General features: G+C 69.3%; 10 protein-coding genes. 2 read left to right on the forward strand and 8 right to left on the reverse strand.

All coding sequences use genetic code 11. The features are described 5' to 3' along the window. The 7 genes from MJ783_RS16385 to MJ783_RS16415 all read right to left on the reverse strand — a co-directional run. On the reverse strand, positions 1 to 548 hold a 548-nt coding region (locus MJ783_RS16385; RefSeq protein WP_239311320.1), incomplete at its 3' end, for a GAF domain-containing protein. Positions 549 to 1247: 699 nt separating this feature from the next. Beyond that, positions 1248 to 1874, reverse strand: a complete 627-nt coding sequence (locus tag MJ783_RS16390) for a hypothetical protein (RefSeq protein ID WP_239311321.1) — start codon at positions 1872 to 1874, stop codon at positions 1248 to 1250. Then, positions 1874 to 2605, reverse strand: coding sequence for a hypothetical protein (locus MJ783_RS16395; RefSeq protein ID WP_239311322.1), 732 nt, complete (start codon positions 2603 to 2605; stop codon positions 1874 to 1876). The genes MJ783_RS16390 and MJ783_RS16395 overlap by 1 nt, the downstream gene beginning before the upstream one ends. 89 nt (positions 2606 to 2694) lie before the next feature. Further along, entirely contained in the window at positions 2695 to 4089 is a 1395-nt protein-coding gene (locus MJ783_RS16400) for a hypothetical protein (RefSeq protein WP_239311323.1), read from the reverse strand. Positions 4090 to 4106: 17 nt separating this feature from the next. Next, positions 4107 to 4385 carry a hypothetical protein gene (locus MJ783_RS16405; protein ID WP_239311324.1) on the reverse strand — a complete coding sequence of 93 codons (279 nt, stop codon included), beginning with the start codon at positions 4383 to 4385 and terminating at the stop codon, positions 4107 to 4109. Positions 4386 to 4449: 64 nt separating this feature from the next. Next, positions 4450 to 8838: an FtsK/SpoIIIE domain-containing protein gene (locus tag MJ783_RS16410; RefSeq protein ID WP_239311325.1), complete on the reverse strand. Its 4389-nt coding sequence runs from the start codon at positions 8836 to 8838 to the stop codon at positions 4450 to 4452. A 96-nt stretch (positions 8839 to 8934) separates the two neighbouring features. Next, entirely contained in the window at positions 8935 to 9231 is a 297-nt protein-coding gene (locus MJ783_RS16415; RefSeq protein ID WP_239311326.1) for a WXG100 family type VII secretion target, read from the reverse strand. A gap of 261 nt (positions 9232 to 9492) precedes the next feature. On the opposite strand from MJ783_RS16415, the gene MJ783_RS16420 reads away from it, so the two are divergent. Continuing rightward, positions 9493 to 10848: a hypothetical protein gene (locus MJ783_RS16420; protein ID WP_239311327.1), complete on the forward strand. Its 1356-nt coding sequence runs from the start codon at positions 9493 to 9495 to the stop codon at positions 10846 to 10848. Between the two features lie 85 nt (positions 10849 to 10933). Next, complete coding sequence (locus MJ783_RS16425) at positions 10934 to 11527, forward strand: helix-turn-helix transcriptional regulator (RefSeq protein ID WP_239311328.1); 594 nt, start codon at positions 10934 to 10936, stop codon at positions 11525 to 11527. A gap of 25 nt (positions 11528 to 11552) precedes the next feature. Here the strand turns inward: MJ783_RS16425 and MJ783_RS16430 are convergent, their stop codons facing one another. Further along, the gene (locus MJ783_RS16430; RefSeq protein ID WP_239311329.1) at positions 11553 to 14006 is read right to left on the reverse strand and encodes a BTAD domain-containing putative transcriptional regulator; all 2454 of its coding nucleotides are present in this window, start codon (positions 14004 to 14006) and stop codon (positions 11553 to 11555) included. Between the last annotated feature and the right edge of the window lie 545 nt (positions 14007 to 14551).

The following is a 14551-nucleotide window of genomic DNA, read 5'->3' on the forward strand; positions in this document are numbered from 1 at the left end:
ACGCTGCGGTCACCGAACTGTGTCCAGCTGCGGTTGGCGCCGTAGAGGACACCGAGTACCCGGCCATCGTGCATGATCGGCACCGCGATCATCGCCTTGATGCCCTCGGCCGCGGCCTGTGGTGCGAAGTCGTGCGTGATCTCGGAGGACCCATAGTAGTCGCTGACCCACAGCGGGCGGCGAGCGGTCAGGACCTTGCCGCCCAGCCCGGCCCCGACCGGCACGACGATGCCGTTCAGCACCTCGGTTGCCATGTTGACGCCGCGACCGAGCACGATCTGGTCGACGCCGGCCGGCTCACCGACCCACGCCATGTCAACCCCGGCCGACTCCGGGGCGCCGACGACCATGCGCTCGATCGCCGCGGAGCGATCGAGCAGCGCGAGGACCGCACCGTACTCCTCGTCGAGGCTGAGCAGCACATCAGGCACTGGCCCGGCATGCCTGCGACGCCCCGCCTCACGTACTTCGGCAGGCCTCGGCCACCGCGGCCCCCCGCCACTCATCGCCTCCTCGATGTCTGTCTCTATACGTCCGAGTTTCCTCATGTAGGGGTCCTCCTGGCTGTCAGGTTCAGTCCGGCGACGGCAGGTCGAGGCCCGTCAGCAAGACGGATGGCGACCTGCCCCCCGAGTCGGGTCAGGGCCCGTTCGGCCGTCCCGGCGGGCTGGCGCCCGTAGCGCATCGATCACGCATTGCCGCCCGAATCCTCAGCGGCAGAGCGGCGGCCACCTCACCAGCGCCGCTCACCACACAGAACCGCCCCCACGCCGAATCGCCGTCAGCGCCCATCGAAGACCTGTGGTGTACGCGGGGACGGTACGGCAGTCGCGGTACTGCTCGGTGGGCTGCCGCACCCAGGCAAGGAAGGCATGCCGGTATGGCCGCGCCAATAACGGCCAAGCCGTGCTCAGTACGAAGCATCGCCGTAACATTACCGGCCCTCTGCTCACCATCCAGGCTGATTGCCATATCTCGTGACGTATTGCCCGGCTCGGGACGCGACACTCTGCCCGCTCCGAGACATTCGCGGCATCAGCACGCTCCAGAAGCTGGGCATACGCATATCGATGCCGATTGATCATAGTACAAAGATCTACAGCATGACAGCGCTCCCGCCGGCTGACCACCCGACCGGCGGGAACTCGGGCGCTCGAGGGCCCGCTGAGCTCAACGCCTGGCCGCCCGGCTCACCCCGAGCATGACGGCGGTGACAGCAACGCATCCACTCTCGCCGACGTTCGTACCTACCGCTGAGCGCCGGCCACCTCGACCTCACGCCAGCGCATGGTCGACATGATCGCGTCGAACAAGACGACCAGCGCGTCCGCGAACGGGCTGCGCGGGTCACCGTCAGCGAGTGTCGTGAACGTGGTGACCGCCCAGCATCCGGCGACGTCGGGATGGGGCAGGTAGTAGGCCACCCGCCGGGTCGGACCGTCGTAGGAACCGCCTGGTCCCTGCTCGCTGACGACGCTTTCCACCCGCACGGCCGGGCCATCGCCGATCTCGTGGAAGGAGCCGTCCGCTCCGGCGTCGGCCAACAGCCCGGCCAGCAGCTGCTCCGCGTCCTTGACGTCGGGGTCGTCGACCACGGCGGTACAGAACGAGGCGGGAATGACGACGCCGTCCATCGGGGCGATCGGCAGCCCCACCGACCGGGCGCCCGTCTCCCGGGCCTCGTCCACGGCGTGCGTGAGGTGGCGGCGCAGCTCCCGCCGCCACGGCTCGACGCTGTCACGCGGCAGGTCACTTGGCAGTACCAGCATGATGATCTTTTCGATCGCCGCGTCGGTCTGAGCCTGCTGGTGATCCTGCGTGGACAGGATGACCCATCCCTCTGGAAGCATCAGCTCGAAGTCCAGGACGGTCATCAGTTCTCCACCAGTTCGGTCGGCCGGTTGTCCGGTGTCCCGTCCGGAGGTGCCGGCGCTCCGGCGTCGGCCATCTGCCGCATCAGCAGATCCACCCCCGAGCCGGCGAGAGCGGCCAGGGACATGTCCCAGATCCGTGTGGTGAGCAGGAAGTCGGAGCTCATCGCGGGGCCGTCCGCCGTAGCGGGCCACTCGATGCGGATCGCGGCCCGGATGAGAACGTTGACCCGGTCCGCCGGGCCGCGTTCGGCCCGCACGACCCGCAGGCCGTCACCGAAGGCGGTCGACAGATAGGTGACGTTCGGGGCGACGCCGTCGATCAGGGTCCTGGCGCCGACCAGATCGAGGAGATAGTCGGGGTTGCCGACCACATTGCCGAGCCGCTCGACAACGACCTGGACCGGCCACCATCGTGGCCCGTCGGCGTCGAACCCGACCCCCCAGACCAGCCGCCCGCCAGCCGGCAGTTCGCCAGCGCGGCCATACAGATCCTGGGCTAGCAGGCTTCCGGTCGTGCCCGCGCCACTGCCGGCATCGTCATCATCGTTGGCTTGCTCACCGCCGGTTTCCTCAGCGGTGGGCAAGGCCTGGCGCCGCTCAGCCAGCCAGCGGTCGAAGACGGCTGCCGTCGCCGTCAGCCACCTGGCCTCCGCAGCGAGATCCTCTCCGGGCGCAGGCACCCAGAACCACTGCCAGGGTACCTCGATGATGTCGTCGTCCGTCCCGGTCATCCGCTCGCTCCTGTCCTGTGCCACCACGCGGTGTCCCGACGGGTTTCCGTGGCTGCCGCCGCTGTCTGGCTGTCTGGGTGTCTAGGTGTCTAGGTGTCCACGCCCGGGAGGTGGTGGGTGTCGCCGGGGATGAAGGGGACCGGCTGGCCGGCCAGACCGAGCCCGAATGTCGCATAGCCGAGGAAGGTGGACCCACCGGCCAAGGCGTAGAACCAGGCAGACGGGGCGGCGATGCCGGCGCCGGGGATCCGGCCCGCGACGTTCCCCATCGCACGCAGGGCCGCGACGATGTCGACGCCCGCGAAGAGCTTCGGGTAGCTCGACAGGAAGGTGCCGTTCTTCAGCAGGGTGAAGATGTTGTTGTCGCGCATCTGCCGGCCGATGGATGCCAGGTAGCCCGGCTGGCTGAACTGCCACCACTGCGGCTCCTCTGGCAGCAGCCCACCGGCGGTGCGTCCCTCGGCGTTGGCCGCGGCCAGCGCGGCGTTGCGGTCGGCGAGTAGCTGCTCCGCGGTCCTGGTGGTGCCACCAGCCATGTAGGCCCGCATCTCGACCGCGAACGCCTCATCGATCTGCGGGGCCGCGAACCTGCGCAAGGCGGGGCCGAGCACCCCGCGGATCTGGCTGCCCAGGTTCTGCAGGCCTTTGGCGATCAGGCTCCCAGCGCCCAGCAGGACGACCCCGGCCACCGCCATCCCCAGCTCGAACCAGCTGGTCTCCCCCTGCGCGATCAGAACGATGTCCGCGATAAGGGTCACCGCCGCTACGGCGACGCCGATCGCGACGAACAGGCCGACCCCCGGAAAGATCATCGCTAGGGCGGCCAGGGCGATGCCGACCCACTGCAGCACCTTCACGAGCACCTTGAGAAAGGCGTTGAACTTGTCCAGCAAGGTGTCAGTGAGATGGTCGTCCTTGAACCGGTTCGCGCTCACGGCCTGCTCCAGCGCCCGGCCAGCCGTGTCCAGCGCGTCGACCGCCTTCCGGAGCCGGGTTTTGGCCGCGGCCAGGGCATCGTCCGCGGCGGAGATCGCCTTGCCGCGGGCGTTGATCGCGTCCTGGTCACTCTGGGTCAGGGGCGCGGCATCCGGTGGACGGCTGGCCGAGGGATCGGGCATAGCCTGCGCCTTGGTCTGGCTCGCCTTGGCATCCTCAGCGTCGCGGACCGCGGCGGCGCTCTCGTCACGCGCGCTCAGCAGCGCCGGCTGGTACACCCCGACAGCCTCGGCGACCGCGTCATAACGGCCGGACGCCTTGGTCAGGTCGCTGATCACATCCGTGGCCTTGGACTGCATCGCGTCGGCGTACTTCCCGACGAGCTCGTGCGCCTCGGCGACCTTGCGCAGCCGGCCGGCCGTCTCGTGGATGGTCGCGGCGATGTTCGCGTACCGGCGCTGGGCCGCACTGACCCGCTCGGGATCGCCCGGGACGGGATCACTGTCCAGATCGAGCAGGTTCCAGTCCAGCTCGTTACGTGCGCTCATGTTCTGTCACCTCGCTCTTACTGCTGGAAGGCTTCGCTCAACTTGTCGTCGGCGTCTCGCCACTGCTCGGCGACCTTTTCCACCGTGTCCTTGAGCTTCTTCATCCGCTCGGTCATCTTGTCCCGGTGGATCGTCCAGTTATCGGCGAAGTCACCCATGGAACTCTCAGCGTTGTGCTGGCCCCAGATGCCCACCGAATCGTTCTCGAAGTCGAGCGCGCCGGCGAACTCGTCGACCAGGATCTTCAGACCGTCACGGATGACGTCCAGATCGCTTGTCACCACCAGATCGGGCACGGTGCACCGTCCTCTCCCCACAGCCAGATCAACAGAGCAACAGAGCAACAGAGCAATCAGCCGGTCAGCCGGCTCCGATGGCCGGCACCTGCACGGTGATCAGATCACCGTTCCCGAGGTGCACGAGGGCGCGCCCCGGCGTGACCTGGCTGGACAGGCTGGAGCGGGCGACACGGATCCCGACCAGATCGCCGTCCGTCATGTTCTGTGGTGAGAGCAGCGCGCCGCGCCGGTTCTTCTTCACGTCGACCTGCCAGCCGGTGAACCCGCTGCCCACCTCGGCCGCGTTCCCGCCCAGGATCAGGCCTCGGCGGTTGCTCGCCGCCCCCCGGACGTAACCGCGCAGGTAGTCCTTGCCCGGCGCGTCGCGCAGCAGCTCGCCGTCGTCGACGATCAGGACAACATCCTTGCCGTCCGGGTCGAGCAGCGGCGCCAGCAGCTCCTCGGTCGGACCGTCCTCGGTGATCACTGCTCGCACCCCGTGACGGCCGTCCAGAGCGCGCAGCGGCGACATGGCGGGAGCCGCGATCACCAGCTCGGTCCCGTTGCGCAACAACGACTCCGCCATCACCGACAGGACGGTGCTGCGCCCGGAGCGGGACGGCCCGGCAACCAGGAACGTGGGCTGGTCCCGGAGCAGATCAGCCCCGACCGCGACGAGATCGTCACCGCCCACGCCGATCATTGCCCACATCGGCCGGTCGCCGTCCGCTGGCAGGAACTCCCAGGCCTGCTCGATGACCAGGTTCTTCGGCAGGACCGCCACCCGGAACGGGCGGCGGTCTCGCGGGGTGTCCCGCTCGCGCTCGGTCAGCCGGGTCGCCAGCGCGTTCAGCGCGTCAACCTGGGCTGGGCCGGAGGGGTCATGGGCCAGCAGAGCGACCTGGGTCTCGATACCGCTGCCGGTCCGGTAGCCGCGGCCAGGCGGGATGGTTTCGGGGAGTTTACGGTAGTTCAGGCCAGCCAGACTGAAGTCGGTCCGGTCGGTCAGCCGCAGCAAGATCTTGTCGTCGCACAGCGAGCTCATCCGGCCGGACAGGAGGCTGTGGTCACCTGTGACGACCAGGTGCACCCCGGTGCTGGCCCCTTCGCGCAGCAAGGTGTGGATCTTCTCGGTCAGTGCGCCGGCGTCGTGCTCGCCGAGCGTTCCGATAAACCCCTCCCATCGGTCAAGCAACAGCAGCAGGTGCGGCAGCCGCTCCTCGGGGTTCGAGGCCCGGCGCTGCTCGGTGACGTCGGCGAAGCCGCCCTGACCGAGCAGCTGCTGGCGGCGCAGCGTCTCCTCGTACAGCCGGCCGAGCAGCCGGACGGCCCGTTCAGTCTCGCTGCGCTGCACGATCGCCCCGGTGTGCGGCAGTTTCACCAAAGGCAGCAACGCGCCGTTACCGCAGTCCAGACCGAAAAGGTGCACATCAGCACAGCTGGCCACGCTGGCCGCTGAAGCCGCGATCGTGCGCAGCACCTGGGAGCGGCCCGACCGCGGCGCGCCGATCACGTAGAAATGACCGAAGGCCGCCAGGTCGATTGTGGCCGGGACCTGAAGCTGTTCGGCCGGCAGGTCCTGCAGGGCCCACTCGAACGCGGGGATGGCGGTGCCGTCGCTACCGTCGCGGTCGGCACAAGTGATGACGTGGTGCTCCGGCAGCGGGGGCAGCCAGGGCCGGCGCTGCGCAGGCAGCCCGAGCCGGTCGTTGGCCGCGCGGATGGCGGCGACGAGAACGGACAGGTCGGTGGCGACGTCGGTCTCCCCGGCGGACCGCTGCGGCTTGGGCGCCGGCTGCCCGATGTCGGCCCACCGCAGCGGCCTCAGCACCGGGTCCGGCAACCGGATCGTGGCGGTGCCCATCGGACGCCGGCCGCCGATCCGCCCGCTCTGGAACGGCAGCAGCGAGCTATGGCCAAGCCGAGCGTAGGCACGGCCCGGGGTCGCGGCCGAGATGGTCGCGGCGTCGGGGGCATCGATGACGTCGGAGCTCTCCCCCGCGTCGGTGACCCGCAGCGCCACTCGCAGATTGGTGTTCGCCCGGATCTCCGGTGACACCACCCCGGACGGGCGCTGCGTGGCCAGCACCAGGTGGATTCCCAACGAACGGCCCCGCTGCGCCACGTTGACCAGGCCGCTGACGAAGTCCGGCAGCTCGCGGGCCATCGAGGCGAACTCGTCGATGACGATGAGCAGCCGCGGGATCGGAGCCAGCCGCGTCCCGCGGGACGCGTAGTCGAGGTAGTCCTCAATGTCCTTGGCGCCGGCCGCGGCGAGCTGGTGTTCCCGGTGGGTGAGCTCAGCGCCCAGCGAGGTGAGTGCCCGTTCGACCAGGTGGCTGTCCAGGTCGGTCACCATGCCGACGGTGTGCGGCAGATCGATGCAGTCCTTGAAGGCGGCACCGCCCTTGTAATCGACGAGCACGAAGCTCATCGCGTCCGGTCTGTTCGCCACCGCGAGCGAGGCCACCAGGCTCTGGAGGAACTCGGACTTGCCCGCGCCGGTGGTGCCGGCCACCAGACCGTGTGGTCCGTGGGCGACCAAGTCAAGCGCGAACGGACCGTCCAACGAGATCCCGAGCAGCGCCTTCGTGCTCCGGCCGGACAGTGCCCAGCGACTGATCAGCGAGGCCGCGTCGGGATCCGGGAGGGAGAGGATGTCCAACAGCCGGGCGGCTGGTGGCAGAGCGGAGTCGTTCTGCGTCTCGCTGACGTCCCGCAGCGGCGACAGGGCGCGGCCGACCCGGTCAAACCAGCCCGGGTCGATCTCGTCGGTCCGGATCCCGGTGATGTCGGCGGACCGCTGCTGGCGCAGCGTGGTCTCCCCGCCCGGCCCGCTCAGGACGACCGCGGCGCATTCCTCCGGGAGAGTCCGCTCGTCAGAGCCGATGCACAGGCAGTACACACCGACCGCGGGGCCGTCCTGCAGCAGCGTGACCACGCCGGGGATGGCCCGCAGCCGCCGGGCGCCGTCCAGGACGACGAGGATGTCCGGGTCAGCGAACACGGCGTCGGAACGGGCGTCCAGCCGGGACCGCCGCCGGGCCGCGACCAGCTCGGTCAGCTCGGCTACGCGCCGGCCGAGCGTCTCGGCGTCGATGCCAGCCAGGGTGAGCGCATCCTGGCCGAGCAACGGGCGCAGGTGCGGCAGCCAGAAGGCGTACTCCCAGCAGCGTTCGCCGTCGCTGTCGGTGAGCAGATAGATCTGCAGGTCCCGCGGGCTCTGCAGGATGGCCAGCTGCCCGACAAACCAGCGCGCCATCAGGCGCGGCCGCTCGCCGGGGCCGGCCACCCCGACCACGCCCGCGATGGTGAAGGAGAACGCCGCGGGGACGTCGGGCGCCACCCTGTCCGCGGCGCGGCGGTGTTCCATTTCGGCCATGTCCTCGACGCGAACCCGGCTGCGCAGGTCCGCGGTACCCACCCGGACCAGCAGGTGATCGGGGTCGGTCCGGCGCCGCTCCCAGAGCCGGCTGCGCGGGTCGGTGGCAGTGATCAGCAGCTCGGCCGCGTCCGGGCTGGCCCGGCGCCGGTCCACCTTCTCCACCTCGAGCGCGGTCGCGATGTCCGCCTCGACCGTGACCAGAAGCTCCCGATGTTCGGCGAGCTGCCGTCGGAAGCTCTTCTTTCCCTGTCTGCGGCCGGTGACGCCGTTGGCCAGCATGACGATCGGCGACATCGTGGCGACCAGCAGATACATGGGGTTGTGGAAAAAGGTCGCCATCAGGACGCCGAACATCGCCGGCAACGCCGCGGCGACCCACGGCATCGGGCTGCCCACGTAGGGCTTGGGCTGCACCGGCAGTTTGAAGGCGGTCCTGCGCTCAGGCGGCAGGATGCGCGGGGGCCGGTTGTAGTTCAGCCACTCGCCGTCCGGCTCGGGCTCAATCACCGCGTCAGGCGCGCGGACCGGGTGCACCTCGATCAGCGACGGGCCGATCCGTAGCTGCACCCCGGGCGGCCACCAGGTCGGTACCGTGGGCAACGGCTCACGGTTCAGTTCAAGTTCCGTGGTCGTGCTGGTCATGCCCGGCAGCGCGCACACCTGGATCCTCGCGTCCAGGCCCACCGTGCACGCAACCACCGCCGGCGGCAGATCATCGCCCAGGCGGACAGCGCTGTGGGGGTCGGAGCCGAGAATGAACTCCCCGGCACCCAGCCTGGTGACGGTGCCGGCATCCCGACCGGCCACGACCCGGACGGTGACCAGCCCGATACTATGGCGAGCGCCACCCGCCGGGCCGTCGACGGACAGCACCGAGCCGTCGAAGATGCCGCTGGCGCCCAGGGTCTGGGCCAGGTCGAGCGGCTGGTCGCCCAGGTGGAAGGCGTCCGGATCGAGAGCGGTCGCATGGACCTGCTCGCGCATCACCGCGACGATGTCGCGCAGCGGCGTGGCCGGGTCCGCCTCGATGACGTAGTCCCGCTGCCAGTCACCGCGCGATTGGCAGAGGGTGACGACGACTCTCATGGACGCCTGACCGATGCTCGGGCCGGTACACCCGCGCCGGCCCACGGCCCGCGCGGGTGCCGGGTCACTGTGCTCGTTCCTCGCCGGGGACGCGGATCATTTCTGGATGGCGCTGGCGAGCTGGTTATCGGTGTCCTGTAGCGCCTGTGCGGCCTTGTTCAGGTAGTCGCTTATCCCGTCCAGCCCATCAATGGTCTTGGTCACGCCATCGTTGAACTCCGTGTAGCAGTGGTCGAAGGCCTTGGACGACTTGTCCGTGACATAGCCACCGTTGACCAGATTGTCCACGAGCGACTTGAGCTCGTGCAGTTTGTGCTCGATCTCCTGCTTGCCGGTGGTCAGCTTACCGGCGGCGTCATGCATGTCCTGATAGGTCACGTTCAGGTTTGGCATCCTGGGTTCCCTTCGAGAACTGCCACGGCGCCTCACGCCGGCAGCGTCGGTCTGCGAACGAATGTGGACGCTAACCGCGCGCGGCCGCGGTGGTCCAGAATTCCGCTGTTCCTTGGGCCCGTGGGCCCACCGGGTCCGTTGACGCCGCGCGGGAGCGCCGCACAAGATCTGAGACTTGCCCGAATCATCTCCGCCGACGAGCTTTCGTCGAGCGATCGCGCCCGGCGCATATTCAGGTCAGGTATTCACGTGAGGATTCCGATGTCCATCCCCGCCCGGCTGGTTCGATCTGTTCGCGTCGCGGTCGTGGCCTTGGCCGCGCTGCTTGTCGTTCTCATGACGCTGATCGGCTGGCAGCAGGCGGCCCGCGCCGCGCCGCCCAGCCGGCCACCGGCAGCCAGGCCCGTGAAGTACTACATCGTGGAGACGCAGTTCAATGGCCAGCCCGAGTTCCTTTTCGAGATCGCCGTACGCTTCCTGGGTACCGGGAACCGCGCTCCGGAGATCTTCAACTTGAACAAGGGCCGCCTTGAGCCGGACGGGCTGCGGGTCGAGCGGCCCGAAGTGATCAAACCGGGCTGGGTGCTGCTGCTGCCCGCGGATGCCAAGGGTGACGGCGTGCGCATCGGCCCGCTGCCACTGATCGTGCCCTCGTCACACAACGCGGCACCGGGCGCGCAGCCCGCGCCAGCGCAGTCCTCGACGCCGCGGGCCGACTCGAAGATCTCGGGCATGGCCTTGGCGCTCTGGGGCCTGCTGGGCGTCATCGTGCTTGCCCTCACCGCGGCGGCGGTCTGGGCCTGGCGCACCGGGCGGCTGCCGCTGCCGAACCGGCTGCGCCGCACGCGCACCGTGACAACCGCGCCGCCCGACTCGTCGGCGGCCTGGGTCGTCGACCGGTCGCTGCGGGTTCTCGCGACCGCCTGCGCCCAGCAGAACCGGTCACTGCCAGGCGTGTACGCGGTCGTCGTGGGCGGCGAGCAGATCCGGCTGCGCCTGTCGGCACCGGACGAGCTGCCGCCGACCGGCTGGAGCGTCGAGGACGAGGGACGGACCTGGGTCGCGACCCTGCGCGGGCTCCAGTACGCGCCGATGGATGACGGGCGGCCGGATCCCTACCCGCACCTGGTGACCCTGGGGAACACGGAGGACGGACGTGTCCTGCTCAACCTGGTCGAAGCCCGCGGCCTCATCGCCATCAAGGGCACAGCCGCCATGCAGCGCCGGATGGCCGACGCATGGACACGCGAACTCGCCACCAACCCCTGGTCCCGTGAGATCACCGTGTTGCGAGCCGGATTCGGCACCGCCGACGTGGATGCGCACCCGCCCGGCACGCTGTCGGTACCTGAAGTCGAGCAGCTGTGGGACAACCTGGCCGAGGGCGGCAACGGCGTCGTCCTGGTCGCGCGCGCGCCAGGCGGCCGTGACCTGCAACGGCTGAACGAGCTGACGGCCCAGGCCAAGCCGGCGTGGGCGGTGGTCGTGCTGGGCGGCCCGAAGGATGCCCGCTGGCAACTTGTCGTCCAGCCGGACGGCTGGCTGGAGACGGGCTTCCTGCCGGACCCGGTCCGCACCAGCCTCGCGCTCGACCAGCCACGACCAGCCACGGTCTGAGCAGGAGCCGACGCTCTGAGCAGGTTCACCGGGCTGTGGACAGGACGTGAAGAAAACGTGGAGCCGGCTCCGCCACGCTGATCGCATGACAGCCGTCACTGTTCCGGCCAGCGCCAGCCATGTACGGATCGCCATCACGAGCCCGGACATCCTTGCCCGGATCCGGCAGGTCTTCGCGAGCAAAGGCCTGGCCGTGGAGATCGACCGCCTACCGTATGTCGAGGTCACGGTCTCACCGGCGGCGAACGCGGCACCGGCGGACCCAGCCGCGGTCGGGGCCGCGGTCGGGGCCGCGCCGCACCGGCCAGCAGCCCCCCTCCCCCGGGCGGACGCCGCGGCATCCCGCCGCCTCTGCGCGGAATATCAGTTGAACGTGGTCGAGGTCAGTGACCATCCTCGGGCCGGCCTCCGCCCGGCAGGAGGGCGGCAGCTCGCTCTGGTAACGGACCCTGACGCCGATAACCCGGTAGGCACGCTGTCGCGGCGCCAGCGTGAAGTGATGAGCCTGGTATCGCGCGGCGCCCGCAACTCCGAGATCGCCGCGCAGCTCCAGGTCAGCGAGAAAACCGTGAAGAACCACCTGAACCGGATCTTCAGCAGGCTGAGCGCGGGCAGCCGGGTCGAGGCGGTCCTGATCTGGCAGCGCAGCCAGGGACGGCCGGCGGACGGCACGCCCTGAGAGCGACCAGTAACAAAAAAATAGATCAAGAAACGGGGCTGGTCAGGGGGCTGCGTTCCAGGACGCTCGGAAAATCCGTGCCGTCGGCGGCCTCCCCCAGCCCGCCGGGCTGGGCATGCGGCTCGCGGCGGTCATCGAGACAACCGTCCGTGCGGTACTCCGGCTCGCCGCGGCGAGCCCGTTCCAGTGCTTCCAGTGCCTCCAGCGCATCCTGGGCGTACGGCCGGGCGGCCGGGCTGTGCTGGCTCAGCCGGGAGCAGGCGAGGTTCAGCTGGTTGAGAAGCAGCGCCTGGGCCCGTCTGTCCTTGATCGCCTCCGCGCTACGCAACCCGATCCGCAGCGTCTCGACCCAGTCCCAGGGCTGCCCGGCAGCATAGAAGTAGTCGAACAGCAGATAGACAAGCTGCCAGGCCTGCTCGTGACGGCCGGTCCGGTGCGCTGTACGCACGAGCGGCGCGAGATTGCCCCACTCCCGCACGCACCAGGCCACGGACTCTTCCCGGGTACCGAAGCGCAGGGGCGCGTGGCACGCTTCGAGAGCGGATGTGCAGGGCAGCTCGGTCCCGCTCGAGGCGCAGTCCGGCGTCAGCGTCTGGATGTACCAGCGCAGCACCCGCTCGAGGGCTGGCTGGCGTGACCCGGTCATCTCAGCGCTGTGGGACAGCTCCTCGGCGTAGATCCGGGTCAGGTCGTGCATCCGGTAGCGGCTGCCGGAAGCCTCGACCAGGTGCTGGGCGGCCAGGTGTTGCAGCGCGGTGGTCGCCGCCGGCAGCGGCAGGTCGAACAATGCCGTGGCTGCCTCCGGGACGATGCTCACCCCCGGGAACAAACCCAGCGTCCGGAACGCGTGAGCCGCCCCGGCGTCGAGCCGGGCATAGGAGCAGGAGAGCACAGCGCGCATGGAGCACAGCTCGTCGTCCGGGATCTGTAGGGCATCAAGCCGGCGCTGCGCGTCCTCCAAGTCCGCGACGAGGTCGGCGACCCGGGCGTGCGGCCTGGCGGTCAGCTGCTCCGAGGCGATCCGCAGTGCCAGCGGCAGATGGTCGCACAGCGCGGCGAGTCGCCGCACCGTCGGCCGCTCGGCGTCGACCCGGGCGCTCCCGATCGCGCCGGAGAGCAGTTCGACTGACTCGTCCGCCGTCAGCGGGGACAGTGTGATCCGGCGGGCCGCGTGCCGGACCGCGACAGCACTGAGTCGGTTACGGCTGGTCACGACGACGAAGGAAGGACCGCCGCCCGGCAGGAGATCCTCGATCTGGTCAGCGGATTCGGCATTATCGAACACGATGAACAGGCTCTTGTCCCGGACCGTGCTGCGCCACAGCGCGACCCGCTGGTCGTGACCGGCCGGGATCATCCGGACGTTCAGGGAGGCGAGCAGCTGGTGCAACGCCTCCGCCGGGGACAGCGCGGGGTGCTTGGGATCGAAGCCCCGGAGGTTCACATACAGCTGACCATCAGGGTAACCGGCGGACAGCAGGCGGCCGCAGCGCACGGCCAGCGCGGTCTTGCCGATCCCACCGACTCCGACGATCATCACAATCCGCGGTGAGCCGATACCAGGGGCCGTGGCGTCGGCCCCGTCCTCGGTGGCGGATGCGCTCAGCACCTGCAGGACCGAAGCGGCGCGACCGATGAAGCAGCCGACATCGCGGGGCAGCTGCGCCGGTCGCAGGGGTGCGGCGGCCGCGTCCTGGAGCGACGTCCTTGCGGAGGCCGGGCAGGTTGCGGGATCGTCCGCCAGCATCGAGACATACAGGGCCTGCAGCTCGGCCGAGGGGCCGATCCCCAGATCCTCGGCAAGCAGCTGCCGGAGCGCCTGGTACTCCCTGAGCGCGTCGGCGGTCCGGCCGCTATGGTGCAGCGCCGTTATCAACAGGGCCCGCAGCCGTTCATGGTACGGATTGGCCTGTACCTGTCCGCTCAGCTGAGCTACCACATCGTCAGGCTGGCCGAGGTCCAGCAGAAGTTCCGCGCGTTCCGTGAGTAGCCGAAGACGCAAATCTGATACTCGGGCACGGTGTTCGGCAACGAACGGACCCGGCAGGCCGCCCAGCGGGGAACCCGGGCGCCAGCAGGCCAGCGCCTCGTCAAGGGCGGTGACCGCGGAGATCGGGTCACACCTGGAGCTGTTGGCGCGGGCCCGTGCCGCAAGTCGCTCGACCAGCCCCACGTCGACCCGCACGGGGTCGAGCCGGAGGAGGTAGCCCGATCCGGAACTGGTCAGCGGATCTCCCAGACCGGCCAGTACCCGGCGCAGTCCGGACACGTACGTGTGCAGGCTGCCGACCGCGGTGGCCGGCGATGACTCGCCCCAGATCTGGTCGATCAGATCGTCTCGCGCGGCGACGACGTTGGCGTTCAGCGCGAGGACGGCAAACACAGCCCGTTGCTTCGGCGGACCGAGAGCAAGTTCCCGCCCCTGGGCGTAGGCGGTGAGTGGCCCGAGGGTCTCAACCCGCAGGCTGCCGTCGTCCATGACGATTACCCCATGACCTCGTGTCCCAACGCGAGCAATCCCAGAGCTGGCGTCGACGAACGCCGAGCAACCCAGCCGTATATCCCTGCAAACAGGGAATACATTTTATATACGGACATAACATGTCTTCTCTGGTGAAAACCGCCGTAATGTGGTTATCTGAGTCCGCAGTCTGCGCCAGGACCGATGGCCGCGGATAGCTCCGAACAGGGGTCCCCGCAAGGAGGTCTCCAGCTGGAGATTGCGGATGAGGCCGGCCGCGGAGGTACGGGTCCGCGGCCACCGGCGCCCGCCTCGATGCGGGTCCGCAAGCGCCCGGCACGCATCCGTTGACCGTGGCCGGGTGACGCCAGGCGGCCCGCCCGCGCGCTTCGCCAGCCGCGCCAGCAGGCCATCCGCCCCGGCCGGGACGAATTACACCAGCCGATCTTCGGCTACCGCGTCATTCACGGCACATCTTCACTTTCGGAGAGTTACACCGTTATTCCTATCCGCCCTAATTCGAGCGTATGTGATGTATTTCATGCGATCGCTAGTTAGGCTCG

The organism is Protofrankia sp. Cj3, from assembly GCF_917627355.1.
Lineage (GTDB): Bacteria > Actinomycetota > Actinomycetes > Frankiales > Frankiaceae > Protofrankia.